19 protein-coding genes and 1 pseudogene are annotated in these 23567 nt (G+C 64.9%); 13 read left to right on the top strand and 7 right to left on the bottom strand.

The genetic code is table 11. The annotated features are described in order from the left end of the window. Positions 1-50 precede the first annotated feature (50 nt). Positions 51-1118, top strand: a complete 1068-nt coding sequence (purM, locus tag DXT59_RS09305; RefSeq protein WP_116136631.1) for a phosphoribosylformylglycinamidine cyclo-ligase — start codon at positions 51-53, stop codon at positions 1116-1118. Positions 1119-1216: 98 nt separating this feature from the next. Here the strand turns inward: purM and miaA are convergent, their stop codons facing one another. Together miaA and mutL are read right to left on the bottom strand one after the other, a co-directional pair. After that, entirely contained in the window at positions 1217-2179 is a 963-nt protein-coding gene (gene miaA, locus DXT59_RS09300; protein ID WP_116136630.1) for a tRNA (adenosine(37)-N6)-dimethylallyltransferase MiaA, read from the bottom strand. Positions 2180-2183: 4 nt separating this feature from the next. Continuing rightward, positions 2184-4133 (bottom strand): annotated as a pseudogene (gene mutL, locus DXT59_RS09295) (DNA mismatch repair endonuclease MutL); the annotation flags it as partial. Positions 4134-4375: 242 nt separating this feature from the next. Here mutL and DXT59_RS09290 point away from each other — a divergent pair. The 3 genes from DXT59_RS09290 to DXT59_RS09280 are packed head-to-tail and all read left to right on the top strand — an operon-like array spanning position 4376 to position 7464. After that, positions 4376-5062 (top strand): VTT domain-containing protein, encoded by a 687-nt coding sequence (locus DXT59_RS09290; RefSeq protein ID WP_116136628.1) that lies wholly within the window; start codon positions 4376-4378, stop codon positions 5060-5062. 58 nt (positions 5063-5120) lie between these two features. Further along, on the top strand, positions 5121-5747 hold the full coding sequence (locus tag DXT59_RS09285; RefSeq protein WP_116136627.1) for a ParB-like protein: 627 nt from the start codon (positions 5121-5123) through the stop codon (positions 5745-5747). Positions 5748-5763: 16 nt separating this feature from the next. Beyond that, positions 5764-7464 (top strand): SulP family inorganic anion transporter, encoded by a 1701-nt coding sequence (locus DXT59_RS09280; RefSeq protein WP_116136626.1) that lies wholly within the window; start codon positions 5764-5766, stop codon positions 7462-7464. A gap of 26 nt (positions 7465-7490) precedes the next feature. Here DXT59_RS09280 and icmH read toward each other — a convergent pair whose 3' ends face one another. From icmH to tssJ, 3 genes are all read right to left on the bottom strand, one after another. After that, positions 7491-8273 (bottom strand): type IVB secretion system protein IcmH/DotU, encoded by a 783-nt coding sequence (icmH, locus tag DXT59_RS09275; RefSeq protein ID WP_116136625.1) that lies wholly within the window; start codon positions 8271-8273, stop codon positions 7491-7493. Next, entirely contained in the window at positions 8270-9616 is a 1347-nt protein-coding gene (tssK, locus tag DXT59_RS09270; protein WP_116136624.1) for a type VI secretion system baseplate subunit TssK, read from the bottom strand. Before tssK ends, icmH begins: the two co-directional genes overlap by 4 nt. Before the next feature lie 90 nt (positions 9617-9706). Then, entirely contained in the window at positions 9707-10339 is a 633-nt protein-coding gene (gene tssJ, locus DXT59_RS09265) for a type VI secretion system lipoprotein TssJ (RefSeq protein WP_116136623.1), read from the bottom strand. 362 nt (positions 10340-10701) lie between these two features. On the opposite strand from tssJ, the gene DXT59_RS09260 reads away from it, so the two are divergent. From DXT59_RS09260 to tssA, 9 genes are all read left to right on the top strand, one after another. Continuing rightward, positions 10702-11388 (top strand): tetratricopeptide repeat protein, encoded by a 687-nt coding sequence (locus tag DXT59_RS09260; protein WP_205417393.1) that lies wholly within the window; start codon positions 10702-10704, stop codon positions 11386-11388. Between the two features lie 37 nt (positions 11389-11425). After that, positions 11426-11956 (top strand): type VI secretion system contractile sheath small subunit, encoded by a 531-nt coding sequence (tssB, locus tag DXT59_RS09255; protein ID WP_116136622.1) that lies wholly within the window; start codon positions 11426-11428, stop codon positions 11954-11956. A gap of 19 nt (positions 11957-11975) precedes the next feature. Beyond that, positions 11976-13466, top strand: coding sequence for a type VI secretion system contractile sheath large subunit (tssC, locus tag DXT59_RS09250; RefSeq protein WP_116136621.1), 1491 nt, complete (start codon positions 11976-11978; stop codon positions 13464-13466). Positions 13467-13546: 80 nt separating this feature from the next. Continuing rightward, positions 13547-14050, top strand: coding sequence for an Hcp family type VI secretion system effector (locus DXT59_RS09245; protein ID WP_116136620.1), 504 nt, complete (start codon positions 13547-13549; stop codon positions 14048-14050). 90 nt (positions 14051-14140) lie between these two features. Further along, entirely contained in the window at positions 14141-14653 is a 513-nt protein-coding gene (gene tssE, locus DXT59_RS09240) for a type VI secretion system baseplate subunit TssE (RefSeq protein ID WP_116136619.1), read from the top strand. A gap of 65 nt (positions 14654-14718) precedes the next feature. After that, positions 14719-16554 carry a type VI secretion system baseplate subunit TssF gene (gene tssF / locus DXT59_RS09235; RefSeq protein WP_116136618.1) on the top strand — a complete coding sequence of 612 codons (1836 nt, stop codon included), beginning with the start codon at positions 14719-14721 and terminating at the stop codon, positions 16552-16554. Continuing rightward, on the top strand, positions 16518-17603 hold the full coding sequence (gene tssG / locus DXT59_RS09230; RefSeq protein ID WP_116136617.1) for a type VI secretion system baseplate subunit TssG: 1086 nt from the start codon (positions 16518-16520) through the stop codon (positions 17601-17603). Before tssF ends, tssG begins: the two co-directional genes overlap by 37 nt. A gap of 25 nt (positions 17604-17628) precedes the next feature. Beyond that, positions 17629-20316: a type VI secretion system ATPase TssH gene (gene tssH, locus DXT59_RS09225; RefSeq protein ID WP_116136616.1), complete on the top strand. Its 2688-nt coding sequence runs from the start codon at positions 17629-17631 to the stop codon at positions 20314-20316. Between the two features lies 1 nt (position 20317). Continuing rightward, entirely contained in the window at positions 20318-21442 is a 1125-nt protein-coding gene (tssA, locus tag DXT59_RS09220; protein WP_116136615.1) for a type VI secretion system protein TssA, read from the top strand. Between the two features lie 67 nt (positions 21443-21509). Here the strand turns inward: tssA and DXT59_RS09215 are convergent, their stop codons facing one another. Together DXT59_RS09215 and tagF are read right to left on the bottom strand one after the other, a co-directional pair. Beyond that, on the bottom strand, positions 21510-22457 hold the full coding sequence (locus tag DXT59_RS09215) for an OmpA family protein (protein ID WP_116136614.1): 948 nt from the start codon (positions 22455-22457) through the stop codon (positions 21510-21512). A gap of 4 nt (positions 22458-22461) precedes the next feature. Next, complete coding sequence (gene tagF / locus DXT59_RS09210) at positions 22462-23448, bottom strand: type VI secretion system-associated protein TagF (protein WP_116136613.1); 987 nt, start codon at positions 23446-23448, stop codon at positions 22462-22464. Positions 23449-23567 lie beyond the last annotated feature (119 nt).

Raw genomic sequence — 23567 nt, 5'->3', positions numbered from 1 at the left:
CGGTCTGCATCGGTTAAAATCGCATTTTACCGACCTTCTCGCCCTTCCCCATGAATCAACCGAAATCCGCATCGGACGCCAACGCCGGCGCCCAGGGTCTGTCGTATCGCGACGCGGGCGTCGACATCGACGCCGGCGATGCGCTCGTCGACGCCATCAAGCCCTTCGCGAAAAAGACGATGCGCGAAGGCGTGCTAGCCGGTATCGGCGGGTTCGGCGCGCTGTTCGAGGTGCCGAAGAAGTACCGCGAGCCCGTGCTCGTTTCGGGCACCGACGGCGTCGGCACGAAGCTCAAGCTCGCGTTTCATCTGAACAAACACGACACGGTCGGCCAGGATCTCGTCGCCATGAGCGTGAACGACATCCTCGTGCAAGGCGCCGAGCCGCTGTTCTTCCTCGATTACTTCGCGTGCGGCAAGCTCGACGTCGGCACGGCCGCCACGGTCGTGAAAGGCATCGCTCAGGGCTGCGAGCTCGCCGGCTGCGCGCTGATCGGCGGCGAAACGGCCGAAATGCCGGGCATGTATCCGGACGGCGAATACGATCTCGCGGGCTTTGCCGTGGGCGCCGTCGAAAAGAGCACGATCATCGACGGCAGCACGATCGCCCCGGGCGACGTCGTGCTGGGCCTCGCGTCGAGCGGTATTCACTCGAACGGGTTCTCGCTCGTGCGCAAGATCATCGAGCGCGCCAACCCCGATTTGTCGGCGGATTTCCATGGCCGCTCGCTCGCCGACGCGCTGATGGCGCCGACGCGCATCTACGTGAAGCCGCTGCTCGCGCTGATGCAAAAGATCACGGTGAAGGGCATGGCCCACATCACGGGCGGCGGGCTCGTGGAGAACGTTCCGCGCGTGCTGCGCGAGGGGCTGACTGCCGAATTGCAAGCGTCGGCCTGGCCGATGCCGCCGCTGTTCACGTGGTTGCAGCAGCACGGCGGCGTCGCCGACGCGGAAATGCATCGCGTCTTCAATTGCGGGATCGGCATGGCCGTGATCGTAGCCGCTGACGTGGCCGACGAGGCCGTGCGCGAATTGACGGCGGCCGGCGAGCAGGTTTGGAAGATCGGCACCGTGCGTGCGAGCAGGGAAGGCGAGGCGCAGACGGTGGTGGTTTAATGCTGAATCCACGCGGCGGTCGCGCCGCGGCGGGTTCTTTCGTCCTGTGATCCGAACTGTAGAACGAAAAACCGCTCGGTATCACCCAAGCGGTTTTTTTATTGCGGCTCGTTTCCGGCTAAGACAGCCTCGATCGCGGCCACCGCGTCCTCGGTCGCATTCGACGCGCAGCAATCGATCACCACCCGCTCCGGCATCGACCGAAGCCACGTAAGCTGCCGCTTGCAAAGCTGGCGCGTGGCGAAAATACCCTTGTCGCGCATCGTCGCGTAATCGATCGCGCCGTCCAAGTATTCCCATACCTGCCGATAGCCGACACAGCGCATCGAAGGCAGATTCGGATCGAGATCCCCTCGGGCGCGAAGCCGCTTCACCTCATCGACGAATCCCGCCTCCAGCATCGCGTCGAAGCGTTGTTCGATACGCGCGTGCAGTACCGCCCGGTCGCTCGGCTCGAGCGCGATCGGCACGAAACGGTACGGCAGCCCATCGTCTTTGCGCTCGGGCGCGGCCAATAAGGCGGACATCGGCTGCCCCGTCAGCATGAACACCTCGAGCGCGCGTTGAATCCGCTGCGCGTCGTTCGGCGCCAAGCGTGCCGCCGTGATGGGATCCACGCCGGCGAGCCGGCTATGCAGCGCGGGCCACCCTTCGCGTGCCGCTTGCTCCTCCAATGAGGCGCGCACCTCGGGGTCGGCGCTCGGCAAGTCGTTCAGACCCTGCGTCAGCGCCTTGTAGTACAACATCGTCCCGCCGACGAGTAACGGCACGCGGCCGCGCGCGACGATCTCGCCGATCGCTTGCAACGCGTCGGCCCGGAAATCGGCCGCCGAATAGGCTTCGGTCGGCTTCCGAATGTCGATCAGGTGATGCGGGACGCGTGCGCGTTCGTCCGGCGTCGGCTTCGCCGTGCCGATATCCATCTCGCGATAGACGAGCGCCGAATCGACGCTCACGATTTCCGCCGGGCGCTTCGCCGCGAAGGCGAGGGCGGCCGCGGTTTTGCCCGATGCCGTCGGCCCCAGCAGGCAAGCCACCGCAATACGATGAGACGTGTCCACGCGCTTACTGCCCGCGCAAGAACAGACGGTCGAGATCGCCGAGCGTCAGTTGATACCAGGTCGGGCGGCCGTGATTGCATTGGTCGGCACGCTCGGTCGCTTCCATCTGGCGCAGCAGCGCATTCATCTCGTCGAGCGTGAGCCGCCGGTTTGCGCGTACGGCGTGATGGCAAGCGAGCGTGCCGAGCAATTCGTGTTGATGCTCGGTCAGCACGCGCGAGCCGCCGTAGGCATGCAAATCGGCCAGCACGGCGCGCGCAAGGGCCGGCAGATCGGCATCCTTGAGCAGCGCCGGCACGGCGCGGATCGCAAGCGTCGTCGGCGAAAGCGCGGCCAAATCGAAGCCGAGCGCATCGAGCGCTTCGCGCTCTTCCTCGACCGTGCCGAGTTCGACCGCATCGGCCGTCATCGAAACGGGAATCAAGAGCGGCTGCACGGCTACCGTCCGCTCGGCCAGCGCGCGCTTGAACTGCTCGTAAAGAATGCGTTCGTGCGCGGCGTGCATATCGACGATGACGAGGCCGCGCGCGTTTTGCGCGAGTACGTAGATGCCGTGAATCTGACCGATGGCGAATCCGAGCGGATGATCGAGGTCGGCCGCCATCGGCGCCGGCATCGCTGCGAAGCCGCTAGGCGCCGCCTGCTCGCCGCCGTCGCGCATTTCGAACACGCCGTCGCGCGAGACGGGCGAGGCCAGCCACGGCGCGCCGTCGATGCGTTCGCGCGGCGCTGTATCGCCCGGCTGCTCGCCGTCCGCGGAGCGCGCGCCATCCTTGCGGCCGAACAACGCGTCGTACAGCGCGAGCGGCTGTGCCACGGGTAGCGTGCCTTGCACCATGCGCGAATCGCGCATCCAAGTCGTGCCGCCGCGGCTGGCCGCGGAAATCGACGCGCCCGCCGCGGCCCCAGGCTGAGCGCCGGGCAACGGCTCGATCTGCGCCGCATGTCCGAGCGCCGTCGTTTCGGGCGAAGCGCCGGCGTGCCGCGCGAGCGCGCGCTGCAACGCATGGAAGACGAACTGGTGAATCGAGCGTGAATCGCGGAACCGCACTTCGATCTTCGAGGGATGCACGTTGACGTCGACGGCCTCCGGCGGCAGATCGAGGAACAGCACATACGACGGATAGCGATCGCCGTGAAGCACGTCTTCGTAAGCCGAGCGCACCGCGTGCGTAAGCAGCTTGTCGCGCACGAACCGGCCGTTCACGAAGAAGTATTGCTGATCAGCGCGGCCTCGGCTCGCCGTGGGCAGCCCGGCGCAACCGTACAGCGCGATTTCTCCGGCGTCGTGTTCGAGCGGCAAGTGCGCCGTGGCGAACGCCTCGCCGAGTATTTTCGATACCCGCACGGCCGGCTCGCTCGCGTTCCAATGTTCGAGCGCGCGCCCGTTATGCATGACCGAGATGGCGACGTCGGGCCGCGCGAGCGCCGCGCGGCGGATCATTTCGACGCAATGGCCGAGTTCCGTCTGCTCGCTCTTGAGGAACTTTCGGCGCGCCGGCGTGTTGAAGTAAAGCTCGCGCACTTCGATCGTCGTGCCCACGCCGCCCGCGGCGGGGGCCAAGACGCCCGTTTGCGCGTCGATGCGCGTCGCGTGCGGCGCGTCCGGCGTGCGGCTCGTGATGAACATTTCGGCGACGGAGGCGATCGAAGCCAGGGCCTCGCCTCGAAACCCGAGCGTCGCGACGGCTTCGAGTTCGGCGAGCGAGCGGATCTTGCTCGTCGCGTGGCGCATTAGCGCGAGCGGCAACTCGGCGGGGGGAATGCCGCAGCCGTCGTCCGTGATCGATATGCGTTTGACGCCGCCCGCATCGAGCACGATGCGCAATGTCTTGGCACCGGCGTCGAGCGCGTTTTCGAGCAGTTCCTTGACGACCGACGCGGGCCGCTCGACCACCTCGCCCGCGGCGATTTGGCTGATGAGCTGGTCGGGTAGGGCGGCAATCGCGCGGCGCGCCGGCGCGCTGGGCGCCGCGGCGCGCTCGGTCTCGGCCGGCGATTCGGGGAATTCGGACATGGCGCCATTATAGCGATTTGCCATCGGCCGATTCCCTCGACGGGCTGGGCTCGCCGCCCTGTTTCGAGATCGCCCATGCGGTTTCTGTATGATGGCGCGAGGCTGCCGGCGCTCGCTCGCACGTAGCGAGTCTAGCCGTGCGACGCTTCGCTCGTTTTGACTTTTAGGAAGGATTCCCTTTGGACACGCTGCTTCATTTCGTCGCCTTGATTTTGCACATCGACAAGTTTCTCGGCGATTTCGTCCATCAATACGGCGCATGGGTCTATGCCGTGCTGTTCCTGATCGTCTTTTGCGAGACGGGGCTCGTCGTTCTGCCGTTCTTGCCCGGCGATTCGTTGCTGTTCATCGGCGGGGCGTTTTGCGCGACGGGCGAGATGAGCTTGCCGTCGCTGATCGCGCTGCTGCTCGCCGCCTCCATTGGCGGCAATAGTCTGAACTACCTCATCGGGCGAGCGATCGGGCCGAAAGTGTTCAATACGCACATTCCTGTGCTCGAGCGCTTTCTCGACCGCGCGGCACTGCAAAAGACCCACAATTTCTACGAGCGCCACGGCGGCAAGACGATCGTGCTCGCGCGCTTCATTCCCGTAGTGCGGACGTTCGCGCCGTTCGTCGCCGGGGTGTCGGACATGCGCATGGGCCGGTTCCAGTTCTTCAATGTGACCGGCGCCGCGCTTTGGGTGCTCTTGCTCGTGCTGGCGGGTTATTTCTTCGGCAATATTCCGTTCATTCGCCAGTACCTGAACTTGATCGTGCTAGTCGGTGTCGGCGCGGCGATCGTGCCGGTCGCGCTGGCCGCGGCCTATAAGCTGTTACGCAAGAAGTCGTCGGAGCATGTGGTCTCGAACGGCGGCGGCCGTTGAACGCGGGTGCGAGCCGGCAAGGCGCCGATAAGCGATCAATAACGACGAGGGGGAAGTCATGCAAGGTCCGACCAGCGACGTTCGACTGATCCCGGCCCGGCTCGACGTTTTGCGGCCCACACAGATCACGGTGGGCTATCACGAAGTCGAGGTCAAACGCGCGCATTGGAAGTCGCTCGACAAAAAGGCGCGGGCGCAGACGATTTCCACGCATTGGTTCCCCGCCGTTTTAGGCCCGGGAGAGCAGTACTTCGTCGTCGATCATCACCATCTCGGATTGGCGCTCATCGAGGAAGGGGAGAGCCGCGTGCAGATGATGGTCTTGCGCGATCTCTCTTGGCTTGCGCCGGACATCTTCTGGCGCATGATGGAGCACTTTCAATGGGTGCATCCGTTCGGTCCCGACGGGACGCGGCACGATTACGACCGGTTGCCGAGCCGTTTGACCGAACTCGTCGACGATCCGTATCGCAGCTTGGCGGGCGAACTGCGCCGCGTCGGCGGCTTTGCGAAGGACACGACGCCTTTCAGCGAATTTCTGTGGGCCGATTACTTGCGGCCGAGGATTGCCGAGAAGCGAATCCGCAAGAACTTCGACAAGGCGCTCGGTGCGGCGCTCGCCTGCGCGCACGATCCGGACGCTCGGTACTTGCCGGGCTGGTCAGGCACGATCGCGGTCCGCTGATTCGACGCCCGATGCCATGACGATCGATACGGGGCACGCCGCGGCGGCGCATCTGCAAAATCCGTCCGAGTACGCGCCGCCCGGCGTGCGCAAATCGCCGGCGCAGCGGGTTTTGAAGGATCTGCTGGCCGGAATGTCGATCGCCGGTTTGCTGTTGCCCGAGGCCGTCGCCTATGCCGGCATCGCGAACATGCCGCCGCAGGCAGGCCTCGTCGCCCTGCTCGCCGGTCTCACCGTCTATGCCCTGCTCGGGCGCAGCCGGTTTGCCATCGTTTCGTCCACGTCTTCATCGGCGGCGGTGCTTGCGGCCACGGTCAATGCGCAAGCTGGCGGCGGCGCGGCGCAGCTCGCCTACGCGGCCGCGCTCGTGGCCGCAACGGGCGTTTTATTCGCGCTCGCGGGTTTCGCGCGCTTGGGCGGCATGTCCGATTTCGTCGCCAAGCCCGTGCTGCGAGGCTTCGCATTCGGGCTCGCGCTGACGATTTTCGTCAAACAGTTGCCGAGCATCCTCGGCGTATCGTCGCATTACGCCGACGTGCCGCGCATCGCGTTCGATCTCGCGCGGCAGGCGCTTGCTTGGAATCCACACAGCGTCGCCTTGGGCGGTACGGCGCTCGTGATTTTGTTCGCGCTCGGCCGGCGCGCGCGTATTCCGGCCACGCTCGTCGTCATCGTGCTCGGCATCGGAGCGGGCTATTTCATCGATTGGCATCGATGGGGGATATCGGTGGTCGGCGCGATCGACGTGCAAGACGTGCGCTTCGGCCTGCCCGCGTTCGCGCGAACCCAGTGGGTACAAACGGCCGAACTCGCCTTCGCGTTGATGCTCATTCTGTACGCGGAATCGTACGGCTCGATCCGCAGTTTCGCGCTCAAGCACGGCGATCCGATGTCGGCCAACCGCGATCTCGTCGCGCTCGGCGGCGCCAATATCGTCTCGGCGCTATTGCAGGGGATGCCCGTCGGCGCCGGCTATTCGGCTACGTCGGCCAACGAGGCGGCCGGCGCGCAGTCGCGTTGGGCGGGCATGGTGGCGGCGATCGTCGTCGGGCTCATCGTTCTCTTCTTGCGGCCGCAGCTTGCGCGCATTCCGGAGCCTGTGCTCGCGGCCATCGTCATCTACGCCGTCAGCCATTCGCTGCATCCCGACGCGTTTCGGCCGTATTGGGTCTGGCGGCGCGACCGGCTCATCTCGATCGCCGCCTTGGCCGGCGTGCTTGTGCTCGGCGTGTTGCACGGCTTGGTAGTTGCGATCGGCGTGAGCTTGCTGTTGACGCTGCGCGATTTCTCCGAGCCGCTCGTGAGCGTGCTCGGACGCTTGCGCGATAGCCACGATTTCGTCGATCTAGCCACGCATGCCGACGCCCGGCCCGTCGACGGCATCATGATCGTGCGGCCCGACGCGCCGCTGTTTTTCGCGAACGCGGACCGCGTACTCAGCGAAGTGCGCAAGTTGATCGCCGCTCAAGCCGCGGCGCCCGATTGGGTCATGTTGAGCCTCGAGGAAACGCCGGACGTGGACGGCACGGCGATCGAGGCGCTGCGCATCTTTGCCGCCGAACTGCGCGCGCATGGGCAACGGCTCTTACTCGTGCGTTTGAAGCCGCGCGTGCTCGAGGTGCTCGGCCGGGCCGCCGACGAAACGCTGCCGCGCGAGGCCCTGCACGAATTGAGCGTCGATGAATGCGTGCAGTCGGTGCTGGCGCGGCGGCCGTAACCGCCGGCGCCTGCCCCGTTTGTGGGCTACGGCAGCGAAATCGTCAGGTTGGCCGATTGCGCTTCGGGCTGGATCAGTTGCGAGTAGGGCGCGAGCGTGCGCATCGTCGAGGCGCGCAGGTAGGAATTCAAGCCGAAATAGGCGCCCAAGGCGACGAGCGCGAACACCGCGCCGATCGTCCAGAGCGGCAATTCGTGCTTGAGCCGGTGCGCGATCTGATCGGGCAACGCCCAATGCGGCGCGAACGGCGCGCGCTTGCCTTTCATCTGGGCGATTTCATCGCCGAGCCGTCCCGTCAGATAAGCGAGCTTTTCGGGCCCTTCGAGCAAGTACTTGCCTTGAAAGCCGAGCAGCAAGCACAAGTGAAAGACTTCGAGCGATTGCAGCCGCGCCGGGCCTTGCGCCCGGCACGATTCGAGCAGCTCGAAGAATTTCTCGCCGGCCAATTGCTCGCCGAACAAGACGAGCTGCAACGGCCGGCGTTCCCATTCGGCGCGGATCTTGAACGGCGAGGCGAGTACCGCTTCGTCGATGGCCGCGCAAAACGCGAACTTCGAGGCGTAGATGTCGTCGGCCGGCGCGCCGAGCTTTTTCGCGCCGCGCTCGAAGTCGGCGAGGAACGCCTGGACGCGGGCGCTGAACTCGCCCGCATCGTCGGGTTCGCGTCCTTGCTTCAGCAAAAACACCATGAAAAAGCCGTCGTACAGCAGATCGCGCAGCGAACGTGCTTGGACGTTCGCCTCGGCCGAAGCCGAGGGCGGCGCGGGCGACGGCGCGCTGGCGCCGAACAGCGAAGGCATTTGACTCATGACGTGACCGCGATAAGTTCGAGTTTGAGGTCGTTGATGCCGGACGGCGCGTAGATCATGGCCGATTGCGCTTGCAGCATCCGGTCGTAAAGGCTACTGCGCGATTCGAACGCGAAATAACAGGCGCCGGGCCGCACGGGCACGGCCGGCGGCACCTGCGGCGTATAGACGAGACGCACGCCCGGCATGGCGGACAGCACGAGCTTGTCGACGTCGTCGGGCGCACCCACCTTGAAGCGCGCGGGCACGGCGTCGACGAGTTCGACGGCCGGCATGTCGGCCGAGACGGCCAGGAAGAACGTGGTTTTTTCGTCGATCTTGCCCGAGTCGAGGCGACCGACGTGGAACGACGGACGCACCTCGTCGAGTGCGATCGCGAAGTAGCGCGTGGAGATGACCGTTTCCAGCAGGTCGCGCACGATCGTATCGAGCAGCGCGAAACCGGCGCCCGGGTCGTCGTGCCGGTAGGCGGGCAGGTCGGCCAACGCGTAGCGCTTGGAAAACGTCATCAATTGACCGGCCAGGCGCAGCAACTCTTGAAACAGGCGCTCCGGATGCAGCGTCGGTTGCTGCAGCAAATGCACGAGCGAGGCGACCGCGCCGTTGGCCGTATGCAGCAGCCAGAACGAAGCGATGTCGCCCGAGCGGAATTCGATGATGTTCTTCGTCGGCTCGCGGTGAAAGCCGTACAGCGCGCTCACTTTCGCTTGCAGTGCGTCGATCAGTTGCCGCAGCCGCTGATGCAAAATCGGCGAAGCCTCGACGGCCATGCACGGCGGCACGAACGCGTCGTCGAGCTCGAACCCCGACGTCGCCGTGCGGCGCAGCCGGGCGAGCGGCACGGCGTGCAATTGCGCGCGCGGCTCCGTATGGCTGATCAGCTTCACGCGCGTCTTGAGGAACGTCAGATTGGCGACGGCCGCATCGGTGAATTGATCGGGGACGCTCGTTTGCTTGGATGCGTAACGCGACACGAAGCCGTTCGCTTCGTCGTCGGTGCAATTGCCGCCCGTCTCGCGCAGCGGATGCAGCGCGAGATAGAACATGAACTCGCCCACGCCCTCGGGCAGCGTATCGAGCGCGACCGGTTGCGGCAATTCGTCGGCCAGCGGCGCGGAGTAGAGCGTGCCGTCGGGAAACACGAGGGAGAGCTCGGATAGGCGCAGCAGATTGTTCGCCAGCGCATCGGCGTCGAACCGTACGCTGCGCAGGCCCCAGTTGAACGGCTGGATCGCGCGTATCGATTCGAACAAGCGCGCCTCGTGGTAGGCGTCTTGTTGTTGGAAATGCTGGGGCCGCAGAAAGAGCCCCTCGCCCCAAAGCAATTTCGCCGAATAACTCATCTCGATTTCACTGTCAGGTTTTCGTATATCGCACAGGCGCTCGCCGCGACGAGCCGCCGCTCGCCGTACAACGGATCTTGCGCCGGCGCACTAGCCGCATGTCACGGACGAGAGCAGATTGAGCGCTTGCATCGGCAATTGCGGATCGGGCGAGATGACTGCGCCGCTCGTGACGGTCATCGCGCAGTTGTGAAGGCCGATCATTATGCCGGATTTCTCCGATTTAGCCGGATCGAAGGCGAATTTCCAACGCTGCAGCGCGGGGTCGCGGAACAATGCGACAACGCCGAACGCTTGCGCTTCGTACGTGACTTTTTCGGTCATTTTGTAATGCTGGCCGGGAATGAGCGTCACTTCTCGGACACTGAGCAAATCGGCCCCGAGCGCGTTCTTTTCCTTGGCCGGGTCGGTGAACGTGTCGAACGGCGCCTGCTGGAACGAGGTGGGGTCCTTCAACGCGTAGAGGCGCACGACGAGCGCGAGCGGATGGTTGTCGTTGGCGGCGTTCAGATTGGACGCCGCGGCCAGCGTGAGCGGGATGTCGCGAGGCGGCTTTTGCGAATCGGGCACGGGCGGCTTGCCGATGCCGGCGGCCTGCAGCGCCGTGGAAGCCGCGGCGCCGAGCACGGAAACGCCGGCCGCGCAGCCGCCCAGTAGCGCGCACACGGCAAGCGGCCATGCGAGGCGCGACCCCCATCGATATCCCCAAACTTTACGACTCACGCCAGTACCCCGTGCAAGTTGCCGCGTTTATCCATTCAACCGCGTTCGAATGGCGGTTGCCAATGCCACGCCGCGCAGATGATCCGTCACGACGGACAAGTTTGTCTATCTCGATCGAACGCGGGGCTTGTGGAAATTTTTTCCTCTTCCCAATTCTATTGCTCATTCATTCGGAAATTATTTCAGCATCCTCAATCCGGCTATCCGAGATATTCGCCCGCATTGAAAACCGGACGATTCTCATTCGATGCGGGCCAGTTGAATTATCGAAAATTGGCCGGTACTATACGCGCGCACTCACCGCAAAGCAAAGTTGCGGTTTCCCTCCCGAGAATTAATAAGCTGCTTGGCAGTAAGTAAGAATGATGAAACAACGACTTTCTCAATTTTCCGCGGTGGTGCTCGTGTGCGCCGCGATGGCCGGCTGCGCGACTCAGAACTCGGGCGGGCAAGCGTCTCCCGAGGCTTTCAATAAAGCCTTGTCCGATGCCGATGCCGTGGCGAAGGGCGGCGACCAAGCTCGCGCGCTCGCGCTCTATGACCAACTGACGAAGACGGACCCGACGCGCGAGGAACCTTGGTCGCGCATCGCGCAGATCCAATTCCAGCAAGCGCACTACGGACAAGCGATCGTGGCGGCGCAAGAAGCGCTGTCGCGCGATCAGAGCGATCGCGACGCGAAGAGCGTGCTGGCCGTGAGCGGCCTGCGCGTGGCGACGGAATCGCTGGGTCAGTTGCGTCAAGATGCGGCGCTCGCGGGCGACGCCAAATCGGACGCGGCCGTGCTCGCGCATCAACTGCGCGATACGCTCGGCGAGAGCACGTTGTTCCCCGAGGAAGTCGATAAGAAGCCGGCCGTGAAGAAGCGCCGTTATGTGCGCCGTCCGGTTGCCGCCGCGCAAAAGCCCGGCGCGGACAAGGCGGCCGACACCGACGCGGCCGCGCCCACGCCTACGCCGGCGCCCAGCGCGCCGCCGGCCAAGCCGGCCGCACCGGCTCAGGCCGCCAAGAGCGGCGGCGCATCCGATCCCTTCAGTGCGCTTCGCTGATCGGTCCTTTTGACCTAGTCGCTTCGGGGAGTCATCGATGGCGAAGAAAGAAAGCATTCAAAAACGCCTGCAGAAAGTGCGGCCGCCGCGCGTGCAGTTGACCTATGAAGTGGAGCGCGGCGACGCGATCGAGGTCAAGGAACTGCCGTTCGTCGTGGGGGTCGTCGCGGACCTCGGCGGGCAATCGGAGATCGAGCAGCCCAAGCTGCGCGATCGCAAATTCGTCAGCATCGACCGCGACAATTTCGACGACGTCATGAAGGGCGTCGAGCCGCGCGCGGCGTTCCAGGTCAAGAACGAGCTGACCGAAGCGGGCGGCACGTTCGGCGTGGATCTGCGTTTCCGCTCGATGGACGACTTCGGGCCCGACGCCGTGGTCCAGCAGATCGAGCCCCTGCGCCGTTTGCTCGAAGCCCGTTCGAAGCTGGCCGATCTGCGCAACAAGCTCGCGAGCAACGACAAGCTCGAAAGCCTGCTGAGCGAAGTGCTCGCGAATACGCAGCAGTTGCAGGCGCTGGCCGGCGAGACCGGCGCGCGCGGCGATGGCGAAGACAAGCAAGGCGAATAACCGAAAGCGGGGTGTCAGCATGAATCAACAAACGGCCACGGCTCCCGCCGGCGCCGCGCAAGCGGGTGCTAGCACGTCGCTGCTCGACGAGATCGTCGAAAAGAGCAAGGTTGCGAAATCCGATTCCGAGCATGCGCGTGCGAAAGATCTGATCGGCGAGCTCGTGCACCAGGTCATGGACGGCACGGTCGTCGTCTCGGACAACCTGTCCGCCACCATCGACGCGCGCATCGCCGAGCTCGACCGCCTCTTGTCGGCCCAGCTTAGCGAGGTCATGCACGCGCCCGAGTTCCAGCGCATGGAAAGCACCTGGCGCGGGCTCAATTACCTGTGCAAAGAAAGCAACACGGGTTCGACGATCAAGATCCGTGTGCTCAACGCGAACAAGCGCGAAATCGTGCGCGATTTCAAGGCCGCTTCCGAGTTCGATCAGAGCGCGCTGTTCAAAAAGGTGTACGAAGAAGAGTTCGGCACGTTCGGCGGCGCGCCGTTCGGCACGCTGATCGGCGACTTCGAACTGACGCGTCAGCCCGAGGACATGTACTTCATCGAGCAGATGTCGCATGTCGCGGCGGCGGCGCACGCGCCGTTCATCACGTCGGCCTCGCCCGAGCTGCTCGGACTCGAATCGTTCGCCGACCTCGGCAAGCCGCGCGATCTGGGCAAGATCTTCGATACGGTCGAATACGCGAAGTGGAAGTCGTTCCGCGAGTCGGAAGATTCGCGTTATGTCGGCCTCACGCTGCCGCGCTATCTGGGCCGGCTGCCGTTTCACCCGAAGGACGGCCTCATCGCGGAAACGTTCAACTTCGTCGAGAACGTCGACGGCTCCGACCACAGCAAGTACCTCTGGTGTAATGCCGCTTGGGCGTTCGCCACGCGGCTGACCGCCGCGTTCGACGATTTCGGCTGGTGCGCGGCGATTCGCGGCGTGGAGGGCGGCGGCCTCGTCGAGGACCTGCCGACGCATACCTTCAAGACCGACGACGGTGAAATCGCGCTGAAGTGCCCGACCGAAATCGCGATCACCGACCGGCGCGAGAAGGAACTCAGCGATCTTGGGTTCATTCCGCTCGTGCACTGCAAGAACTCCGATTACGCGGCGTTTTTCGCGGCGCAGTCGGTGCAACGGCCGAAGAAGTACAACACCGATAGCGCGAACGCGAACGCCGTGCTGTCGGCGCAGCTTCAGTACATCTTCTCGGTCTCGCGCGTGGCGCACTATCTGAAGGCGATGATGCGCGACAAGATCGGCAGCTTCGCGTCCGCGCAAAACGTCGAACAGTTTCTCAATCGTTGGGTTGCACAGTACGTATTGCTCGACGATAACGCAACGCAGGAGCAAAAGGCGCAGTTCCCGCTGCGCGAGGCGTCGATCCAAGTGTCCGAGATTCCGGGCAAGCCGGGCTCGTACCGCTCCGTCGCTTTCTTGCGGCCGCATTTCCAGCTCGACGAATTGTCGATCTCGCTGCGGCTCGTCGCCGATCTGCCGAAAGCAGCCGGCGCGTAAACCAAGAACCATTCCGAGCGCGGCCCGGGCCCAGGCGGCCCGAGGCTGCTTATAAACCGCTACCTGGGAGTTAGCAACTCATGAAAGACGTCTATCTGAAGTTTGGCAATCCCGCCATCAAGGGCGAGTCGGCCGACAAGGACCACAAGGACTGGATCGAGATCAGCTCGTGGAATCACTCGATCGTCCAGCCGCGCTCGGCAACGGCATCGACGGCCGGCGGCGGTACGGCGGAGCGTTGCGAGCACGGCGACATGGTGTTCACGAAGGACATCGACGTCGTGAGCCCGCTGCTGTACCAACACGCCTCGGGCGGTACGACGTTCGACGAAGTGACGGTCGACTTCATGCGCTCGGACGGCGAAGGCAACCGCGTCAAGTACCTCGAAATCAAGATGAAGTACGTGATCATTTCGAGCGTGACGCCGAGCGTCGTCGGCGAAGGGCTGCCGACGGAGCAGTTCTCGCTGAAGTACGCCGCCGTGCAATGGAAGTACACGCAACAGAAGGTTGGCGGCGGTCAAGGCGGTAACGCGCAAGGCGCGTGGAGCCTGACGAAGAACGACAAGACCTACGCGGTCTAAGTCGGGACCCTAGTCGGGAACGATACGCCGCTCGCCGCGGGATGGGCGCGCGGCGTTCGTAATACCGGATTGATGTGAGCACGCTGCCCGATGAAGCGCTTCGAACCGAGCTTGCTCGATAAACTTTTCGACGACGATCCTCGCTCGCCCGCGTCCGCGGCGATGCGCCAGTGGTCGCTCGACGAGTTGAAGGGCCGCGTGGCGCGCGACGTCGAGGCATTGCTCAATACCCGCATCGTGTTGACGGAAGAGGCGCTCGCGAAGCTGCCCGAGTGTCAACGATCGGTGTTGACTTACGGCTTGAACGATTTCGCGGGTCTGAGCTTGGCAAGCCATTACGATCGCACGTTCATCTGCGAGTCGATCGAACAGGCGATCGCGCGGCACGAGCCGCGCTTGCAAGACGTCCGCGTCTCGCTCGAAGTCAACGAGCAATCGACGAACGCGCTGTACTTCGTGATCCGCGCGAGGCTCGTCGTGCATCCGGCCGAAGAGCCGGTGAGCTTCGACGCGATGCTGCAGGCCTCCACCTTGCAATATTCGGTTACGCGGTCGCGCCGCGCCACGGACGCGGGGCGTTCCCGAGTGCGCGAACTGGGCTAGTCGATAAGAGCGCACACAAGTGCCCTGAAACAAGATATTTCTCCTCAGGGCGCCGGGGATCATTGATGGAAGCGTTGCTGCCTTACTACGAGCGCGAGCTCGCGTTTTTGCGCCGTTATTCGCGCGAGTTCGCCGACCGGTATCCGAAGATCGCCGCGCGGCTGGCGCCGGCCGGCGAGCAGGGCGACGACCCGCACGTCGAGCGCATGATCGAAGCATTCGCGTTGCTCTCCGCTCGCGTCAATAAAAAGCTCGACGACGACCGTCCCGAATTCACCGAGGCGCTGCTCGAAGTCCTCTATCCGCATTACTTGCGCCCGTTTCCATCATGCTCCATCGCGCAGTTCAGCGCGTCGCGCGAGGGTGCGCCGGCGGTGATCGCGCGTGGCACACCTTTGATGTCGCGCGAAATCCGCGGCGTTGCTTGCCGGTTTCGCACCGCCTACGACGTGACGCTTGCCCCGTTGCGCCTCGTGAGGGCCCGGCACACGCCATTGGCCGAGGTGCCGCCCTCGGCCGTCACGCTGCCGGGCGACGCCTCTGCGTTGCTTTCGTTTACGTTCGAGACCACGTTGCCCGAAGACGCATCGGCTACGCTGGGCGCGTTGAACCTTTCGACGTTGCGCGCCTATTTGCATGGGGAGCAGTCGTTTATCGCAGCGTTGACCGATTGTCTGTTCATGAAGACGATCGGCGCCTATGTCGAAACGCCGGAAAGCCGCGCGTGGCGAGCGCTTCGGGCCTTGCCGATCGAGCCCGCGGGCTTCGCGGAAGGCGACGCGTTGATCGACTACCCGGCGAAATCGCATCCGGCCTATCGCCTCCTGACCGAATACTTCGCGTTTCCCGAAAAATTCGACTTCATCGACTTCGACCTCGCGGCAATGGTCGGCGCGGCCGGGCGGTGCCGCCGCCTCACGTTGCACGTCGCGTTGGGGGAGTTGCGCGAGGAACCGCATATCGAGCGGCTCGTCGAGTCGCTCAGCGCAAACCATGTGCGCTTGTTTTGCACGCCCGTCGTCAACTTGTTCGCGCAGCGCGGCGAGCCGATTCACGTGAGCCAGCAAGCCGTGGCCTATCCCGTCGTGGCCGACGCGCGCCATGCGGGCGACTATGAGGTCTATTCGATCGACGGCGTTCGCCGCGTCGAAACGCGGGCCGACGGGCAAACCATCACCGAGTTCCGGTCGTTTTACGCACTCCATCACGACGAGGCGGCACGCGTCGGCCGTTATTGGTTCGCACGGCGCAACGATTGGGTCGCGCGGAACAGTCCCGGCTACGAGACGGAGATCTCGATCGTCGATGCCGAGTTCGACCCGCTCGAGGCCCGCACCGATACGCTGAGCCTTGCGCTGACTTGCACGAATCGCGATCTGCCGGCACGTTTGGCGATCGGCCTCGAGGGCGGCGATCTATTCGCGCAGCCCGAATTGGCCGCGGGGCCGATCAGCTTGTTGTCGCGACCGAGCCCGAGCGTGCGCGTGGCGCGCGGCGCGTCGATGGGCTGGCGTCTCGTCTCGCACCTCGCGCTCAATCATGTGTCGCTGGCCGGCGGGCTCGCCGCACTCAAGGAGTTGCTCGCGCTGTACGACGCGCGGCGCACGGCGGTCTCTGCGCGGCATATCGCGGGCATCGTCGGCATCGAGCAAAAACCGGCCGTGCACTGGCTGCCGGGCCGTCCCTATGCCACGTTCGTGCGCGGCGTGGAACTGCGCGTGACGTTCGACGAAGCGCACTACGTGGGAACGAGTCTGGCCACGTTCGTGCGCGTGCTCGATACGTTTTTCGGCCTGTTCGTCCGGTTGAACAGTTTCGTCCAACTCGTGGCCGTGTCGGGCCGCACCGGCGAGGAGATCATGCGATGCCAACCGCGCAGCGCCGAATCGACGCTGGCGTAGTCGAGCGGCTGCTCGACGAGCCGTACCGGTTCGAATTCTTTCAAGCGGTTCGGGTGCTCGAGACCTGGTTCTCGAAGCGCGAGGCGTCCGTGTCCGCCGAACGCGCGCGGGCAGGCGTCGGGTTTCGCAACAGCCTCGCGCTGACGTTTCCGCCGAGCGAGATCGAGCAGGCGGTGCCCTTCGACGAAGCCGGAGCGCCGCTGGCCGGACCCGATGCGGTGCGCGCGGCGCTGGCGCAAAGCAAGCTCGAACGAATCGAGTTGACGCCGTCGTTCTTCGGGCTGCTGGGCGGGCAGGGCGCGTTGCCGTTGCACTACACGGAGCAGTTGATCGCCCGCGCGCAAGTGCAGCGCGACCATGCGGCGCGGGAGTTCTTCGACGTTTTCTCGAGCCGTGCCGCCGCGCTGTTCTATGCGGCATGGAAAAAATACCGCCTCCCGTTTCACTACGAACTCGATCGCGACGAGCGCTATTTGCCGCTCCTGCTCGCGCTCGCGGGCGCGCCCGACGCCGCGACGCGCGCGCAGCTACAGCAAGGGCGCGGCGCGCTGATCGACGAGGCGATCGCCGGTTATGCGTTGCCTGCGCGCCACCGTCCGATGTCGGCCGCATATTTGGCGCGCACGCTGACCGATTATTTCCGCGTACCCGTGCGGGTCGAGCAGTTCGCGGGCAAGTGGTACGGGGTGCCGCCGGCGCGGCTGACGGTCCTCGGCCGCGAGAATGCGACGCTCGGCGCCACGGCGCTCGCCGGCGAGCGGGTGTGGCAGCGCGACATGCGCGTGCGCATCGTCGTGGGGCCGCTCCGCAAGCGCGATTACGAAGCGTTCTTGCCCGGCGAGGCGCGGGCGATCGCGCTCGAACGCATGCTCGTGCTGCTCGCGGGCATCACCCTCGAATACGAGGTGTCGCTCGTACTGGCGCGCGAGGAGGTGGGCATGAGCCGCCTCGGCGAAGGCGCCCGACTCGGCTACGACGCCTTTTTGTGTACCCGCCCGGCCGAACGCGACCGCGACGACGCACGCTACGAACTGAACGTCATCCATTGATCCGACAAGCGAGAATCGATCCGACATGAGTACCCCCCTGAAGACCCTCATCGCCAAGCTCGACGCGCTTTGCCTAAATGCCGCGACGCGCGCGGCCAGCCTCTGCCTGGCGCGTGGCCATTACGAAGTCGACCTCGAGCACTTGCTGCTCGCCCTCATCGAGCAACAGGCGAGCGATATCGCCGTCGTGCTGCGCGCGAGCGGTTTGAGCAGCGAGGTGCTGCGCACGGATCTCGAACGCGGACTCGAGCGGCTCAAGACCGGCAACACGCGTACGCCGGTGTTTTCGCAGCATTTGATTTCGCTGTTCGAGCAAGCGTGGCTGATCGCCTCGCTCGATTCGCACGCCGCGCGGATCCGATCGGGACATCTGCTGCTCGCGCTGCTGACGTCGCCGGAGCTGTCGCAGTTCGCCGAGCGGATGTCGCCCGTGCTCACGCGCGTGCCGACCGAAGAGCTCAAGCATCGGTTCGCGCAAGCGACGGCAGGCTCGGAAGAGGCCGAGGCGGCGGGCGGCTTCCACGCGGCGGCGGGCGCGCCGGCCGGCGAGGAAGGGATCAGCGCGGCGCCGTCGAAAACGCCCGCGCTCGATACCTACACGACCAATCTGACGCAGCGCGCGCGCGAAGGACAAATCGATCCCGTGATCGGGCGTGAAGCCGAAATCCGCCAGACGATCGATATCCTCATGCGTCGCCGGCAAAATAACCCGATCCTCACGGGCGAGGCGGGGGTCGGCAAAACGGCTGTCGTCGAGGGCTTGGCGCTGCGCATCGCGGCGGGCGACGTGCCCACGCCGCTCGTCGGCGTCGCGCTGCACGTGCTCGACATGGGGCTGCTGCAGGCCGGCGCAAGCGTGAAGGGCGAGTTCGAGAATCGCTTGAAGAACGTCATCGACGAAGTGAAGAAAAGCGCGACGCCGATCATTTTGTTCATCGACGAAGCGCACACGATCATCGGCGCGGGCGGCCAGGCCGGCCAAAACGATGCCGCCAATCTGCTGAAGCCGGCGCTCGCGCGCGGCGAATTGCGCACGATCGCGGCGACGACTTGGGCCGAATACCGCAAGTACTTCGAGAAGGACGTGGCGCTCGCGCGGCGTTTCCAAGTCGTGAAGGTCGACGAGCCGAGCGAGGCGCTCGCTTGCGCGATGGTGCGCGGTCTCGCGCCGCGCATGGAAGCGCACTTCGGCGTGCGCATTTTCGATGAGGCGATCACCGAGGCCGTGCGGCTCTCGCATCGCTACATTACGGGACGGCAACTGCCCGATAAGGCAATCGGCGTGCTCGATACGGCCTGCGCCAAGGTCGCGCTCGCGCAGGGATCGACGCCGGCCGTTATCGACGACACGCGCAAACGCATCGAGCGCATCGATGCCGAAATCGCCGCGCTCGAACGGGAAAGCGCGAGCGGCACGGGCGGCGCCGCGCACGACGAGCGGCTCGCGAACCTGCGCGCGGCGCGCGAGGCCGATAGCGCGTCGCTGGCAGCCGACGAAGCCCGTTACGCGCAGGAGCGCGAACTCGCGCAACGGATCGGGACATTGCGCGCCGAACTCGCCGCCGCGGTGAAGCCCGAGGGCGAGGGTAAGCAAACGGGCGCGAGCAACGATACGGCAGCATCGCTGCGCGAGGAATTGACCGGGCTCACGGCCAAGCTCCAAGAGTTGCAGCAGTCGAGCCCGATGGTGCCGTTGCAGGTCGATGGGCTCGTCGTCGCGGAAATCGTCGCGGCTTGGACCGGCATCCCGCTTGGCCGTATGGTCAAGGACGAGATCGGCACGGTGCTCGGCCTGAAGGACCTGCTGACCGAGCGCGTGATCGGCCAGGATCACGCACTCGACGCGATCGCCCAGCGCGTGCGCACGGCCAGCGCCAGCCTCGAGGATCCGAACAAGCCGCGCGGCGTGTTCTTGTTCGTCGGCCCGTCGGGCGTGGGCAAGACCGAAACGGCGCTCGCGCTAGCCGATGCGCTTTACGGCGGCGAACGCAAGCTCATCACGATCAACATGAGCGAGTATCAGGAAGCGCACAGCGTGTCGGGGCTGAAAGGCTCGCCGCCGGGCTATGTCGGCTACGGCGAGGGCGGCGTGCTGACCGAGGCCGTGCGGCGCAATCCGTATAGCGTCGTGCTGCTCGACGAGATCGAGAAGGCGCATCCCGACGTGCTCGAGATGTTCTTCCAAGTGTTCGACAAGGGTACGCTCGACGATGCCGAAGGGCGCGAGATCGATTTTCGTCACGCGCTGATCATTCTGACCTCGAACGTCGGCTCGTCGGCCGTCATGCAAGCTTGCTTGAACCAGCCGCCCGAAGCGCTGCCCGATGCCGATGCGCTCGCCGAGCTATTGCGGCCGCAACTGTACAAGGCGTTCAAGCCCGCCTTCCTCGGGCGCGTGAAAGTCGTGCCTTACTATCCGATTTCGGACGACGTCCTGGCCGAGATCGTCGAATTGAAGCTGGAACGGATTCGGGCGCGCGTCGCGGCGAATCATCGCGCCGAGTTTTCCTGGGACGAATCGCTCGTCGATGCCGTCCTCGCGCGGTGTACCGAGGTCGATTCCGGGGCGCGCAACGTCGACCACATTCTCAACGGAACGCTGCTGCCCGAACTCGCGCAGCACGTGCTCGGCCGCCTGGCCGGCGGCGAGCGCATCGAGCGAATCGACGTGCGCGCGCTCGAATCGGGCGAGTTCGAATACAAGGTAGCCTGACATGCCGATCGATTTAGCTCCGCTCATCGCCCCGCTCGAAGGCGCATCGCCTTGCGGCGAGGACTTGCTCTTCTCCAACGATTTCGATGCGATCCAGCAGGCGCGCCGCTTCGACGATCCCTCGCTCGATCAAGGCGAATGGGTCACGGAGATCAAGGAGGCCGATTGGGGTTTCGTCATCGAGCGCTGCGTCTCGCTGCTCAAAACTCAAACGAAGGATCTGCGTCTGGCCGCTTGGCTCACCGAAGCGCTGGCGATGAAGCAAGGCGTCGAGGGGCTGTCGCAGGGCTATACGTTGCTCGCGGCGCTGGCCGAGCAGTTCTGGGACACCGTGCATCCGTTGCCCGAAGGGGACGACACGGAATACCGGCTGGGCAACGTCAGTTGGCTCGTGGGCCGCACGGCACAATTGCTGCGCGAAGTGCCGCTCACGCAAGCTTCATCGGGGGAGTTCGGCGGGCTCGATTGGGAGGTGGCGAGCAATGTCGCGCAAGCCGTGCGCCGCGATCCCGATCACGCGGACGAACTCTCGCGCGGCAAGCCGTCGCTCGAGCAGATCGAGGCGGCCAAGCGTGCCACGCCGCCCGCGTTTTATAAGACGCTGCTCGCGGATTTGAAGGCGTTCGAAGCCGCGATGCTGGCGCTCGAGCAAACGGTCGATGCGCGCGCCGGAACGGCCGCGCCGAGTTTCCGGCAGGTGAAGGACGCTTACGAATACGTGTTCGGGTTGGCCGAGCGTTTCGCGCGCGACGTCGGGGCGAAGGTTGAACCGGCGCCCACGCAAACTCAATCGACATCCGGTGTCGTCCCGCTCGAACGCGCCGAGCCCAGCTTCAAGACGGCCCCCTCTCTCGAGACTTCGATGCCCACTCACAACGCCGCCCTTGCAGTCGTGCATACCAACGGCGCGATCCAGAGCCGCGCGGAAGCGGTCGCTCAACTGCGCGCCATCGCTCGGTTTTTGCGTGCTACCGAGCCGCATAGCCCGGCCGCCTATCTCGCCGACAAAGCCGCCGAGTGGGCCGATATGCCGCTGCACGAATGGCTGGCCTCGGTCGTCAAGGACGATGGCTCGCTCGCGCATATTCGGGAGTTGCTCGGCGTGAAGCCTGACGAGGCAAGCTGAGCGCGGCCCAGGCGCCGCCGCGTACTCTTATCTTTTAGGCAAGGAGACCGGCGGCGCCAAAAAGCGCTTACTGCCCGACCCGAAACTCGATCCGGCGATTGCGCGCCCGTCCTTCATTGGTATCGTTCGACGCGATCGGCTGATCGGGGCCCACGCCCATCGTCGCCATCGATCGTGGTGCGACGCCCTTCGTCACGAGATAGCCCTTCACGGCATCGGCGCGTGCCTGGCTCAGGGCGATGTTCGACGCCCGGTTGCCCGAGTTGTCCGTGTGGCCGATGATCTCGACGGTCTTGCCCGGAAGCTTGAGCAGCACTGCCGCCATCTGATCGAGGATGGCGCGGCCCTCGGGCGTCAACGTCGCTGCGCCCGTTTCGAATTCGATCGTTCGATTCGCGAGCGTCGAATCGAGCATGCCTTGCTCCGACGCACTCACGCGCAGCCCGTTATGAATCGTATAGGTTGGATTCAGGGCAGTGGCCATGTCGCTTGCCACCTGCTGCCGCAGCGCTTCGTTCGACACCTCGCCCTTCACGTCGATCTGCGTGCCGTCGATCTTCAATTGGCCCTTGCTGATCTGCTTCAGTTGCGGGCCGAGCAGCTTCTGAACGTTCGCGCTCCAGTTCGGTGGCGTCGATACGCTGCCCACTTCGATTTGGTCGACGACATTGGCGGCGCCGTACGTCTCGCGCAGCCGCGCGAGCACCGCGCTGTGCGTTGCTTCGTCCGGCACTTTGCCGCTCGCGACGACTTGGCCCGGGGCGGCGTCGGCCGGCGCGGGAATGCGCGTCGGGGCATTCGGCGCGCCGGTCGTGGTGGCCGCGGCCAATTGCGTTGGCGGCGGCAGCGTCGCCGTGCGCACGCTTGCGCCGCCCGCATCGACGGGCATCACGGTCGCCGGCGTACCGTCGTCGGCGCGAGCGCCGAGCGCGGAAAACGAGGCACAGAGGGCGAGCGTCAGCGCGGCGGCGCGTTGCAAACCGGAGAAATGAGAGAAACCAGAAAAACCTGTCATCGCCTCAAGCCCCGGCAAATACTTCGCGGAAGGTGTCGACCGCGATGCGCAGCGACAATTCCGGTTGTTCGAGATAGCTGACGAGCTTGCTGATTCCATGTTCGTTCTGAGCGTGGTCGTCGATCCATTCCGGATCGTCGATGTCGATGTTGTGCGTCGCATAAGCCTGCGGATCGATCACGCTGTGCAGCGTTTTGGCCGAGGCGCCGTTAAAGCCGATGACGAGCCGTTCGCGCTCGGCGATCGTCCCGATAAATATGGCGATCTCGAAGTCCGCTTGCGCGAGAAACGGCGCAATGAGCTCGAGCCAGAACGTGGCTACCAGGCTGCGGTAGAACGTATCGTTCGGCAGCGGCAAGGTGAGCCCGCGTTCGAGATTCGGCGCATGGCTGAGCATGACGGGCTTGAGCAACGAGCCGAGCGCGAGCATCGCGCCGCGCAGCCTGACGGGATGGCCGCTCGCCAGCAGCATTTGCTCGAGTCCGGCGAGCGTCTGGTGTTCGACGAAATCCGAGAACGTGCCTTCGTGCGAATTGGCGACGCCCACATCGATCGACACCTGGGTATCGCCCAGGGCCTGCAACGCGGCGCCCGGCTCTTCGCAATCGTAGAGCGTGCGCATCTGTGTGGCCGCGCGCGACCAAAGCCGCGCGAACGCGAGCGGGCTGCGCGCGAGAAAGGCGAGGGGGCGTTCGACTTCGAGCGCCGTCGCCGCGAGCAGCGGGAAGCGCCGCGACGATACGTCGTGGCTCGACATCATATGGCCGGCGATGGCCAGGCGGCTTTGCGAACCGAGAAACGCGAAGTGCATCGGCTTCGCGTTTTCGTAGACGATTTTCCAGCGCGGGTCTTCGGCGAGCAGTTCCATCGCTTGCGCGACCCAGCGGTCGAGCGTTTGGAGCAACTGCGGATTGTGCGTGCTTTTGACGAAGTCCCCGCGCGAAGGAATCTTGCCGAAGTAGGCGAGTTGCGCCTGCACGGATTGCGTCATTGCGCGGCTCCTGTTGCTGGGTTCGAGACCGCCGCATTGGCGGCCGTGGACGTGTTCGACGGCGCGGCCGGCGCCGGTGCGCCGGGCGCGGCAGGTGCGCTCGGAGCCGAGCCGCCCAC

It is taken from the genome of Trinickia diaoshuihuensis, from assembly GCF_003390925.1.
GTDB classification, from domain to species: domain Bacteria; phylum Pseudomonadota; class Gammaproteobacteria; order Burkholderiales; family Burkholderiaceae; genus Trinickia; species Trinickia diaoshuihuensis.
The sequence above is the reverse complement of the archived record's forward strand: the minus strand, read 5'-3'. Positions and strand labels throughout refer to the sequence as shown.

What these genes read in the sequence shown, in the direction of transcription:
- purM (WP_116136631.1), top strand. Translation starts at nt 51, where the DNA reads ATGAATCAACCGAAATCCGCATCGGACGCCAACGCCGGCGCCCAGGGT.
- DXT59_RS09285 (WP_116136627.1), top strand. Translation starts at nt 5,121, where the DNA reads ATGCAAGGTCCGACCAGCGACGTTCGACTGATCCCGGCCCGGCTCGAC.
- DXT59_RS09280 (WP_116136626.1), top strand. Translation starts at nt 5,764, where the DNA reads ATGACGATCGATACGGGGCACGCCGCGGCGGCGCATCTGCAAAATCCG.
- icmH (WP_116136625.1), bottom strand. Translation starts at nt 8,273, where the DNA reads ATGAGTCAAATGCCTTCGCTGTTCGGCGCCAGCGCGCCGTCGCCCGCG.
- tssK (WP_116136624.1), bottom strand. Translation starts at nt 9,616, where the DNA reads ATGAGTTATTCGGCGAAATTGCTTTGGGGCGAGGGGCTCTTTCTGCGG.
- DXT59_RS09260 (WP_205417393.1), top strand. Translation starts at nt 10,702, where the DNA reads ATGATGAAACAACGACTTTCTCAATTTTCCGCGGTGGTGCTCGTGTGC.
- tssB (WP_116136622.1), top strand. Translation starts at nt 11,426, where the DNA reads ATGGCGAAGAAAGAAAGCATTCAAAAACGCCTGCAGAAAGTGCGGCCG.
- tssC (WP_116136621.1), top strand. Translation starts at nt 11,976, where the DNA reads ATGAATCAACAAACGGCCACGGCTCCCGCCGGCGCCGCGCAAGCGGGT.
- DXT59_RS09245 (WP_116136620.1), top strand. Translation starts at nt 13,547, where the DNA reads ATGAAAGACGTCTATCTGAAGTTTGGCAATCCCGCCATCAAGGGCGAG.
- tssE (WP_116136619.1), top strand. Translation starts at nt 14,141, where the DNA reads ATGAAGCGCTTCGAACCGAGCTTGCTCGATAAACTTTTCGACGACGAT.
- tssF (WP_116136618.1), top strand. Translation starts at nt 14,719, where the DNA reads ATGGAAGCGTTGCTGCCTTACTACGAGCGCGAGCTCGCGTTTTTGCGC.
- tssG (WP_116136617.1), top strand. Translation starts at nt 16,518, where the DNA reads ATGCCAACCGCGCAGCGCCGAATCGACGCTGGCGTAGTCGAGCGGCTG.
- tssH (WP_116136616.1), top strand. Translation starts at nt 17,629, where the DNA reads ATGAGTACCCCCCTGAAGACCCTCATCGCCAAGCTCGACGCGCTTTGC.
- tssA (WP_116136615.1), top strand. Translation starts at nt 20,318, where the DNA reads ATGCCGATCGATTTAGCTCCGCTCATCGCCCCGCTCGAAGGCGCATCG.
- DXT59_RS09215 (WP_116136614.1), bottom strand. Translation starts at nt 22,457, where the DNA reads ATGACAGGTTTTTCTGGTTTCTCTCATTTCTCCGGTTTGCAACGCGCC.
- tagF (WP_116136613.1), bottom strand. Translation starts at nt 23,448, where the DNA reads ATGACGCAATCCGTGCAGGCGCAACTCGCCTACTTCGGCAAGATTCCT.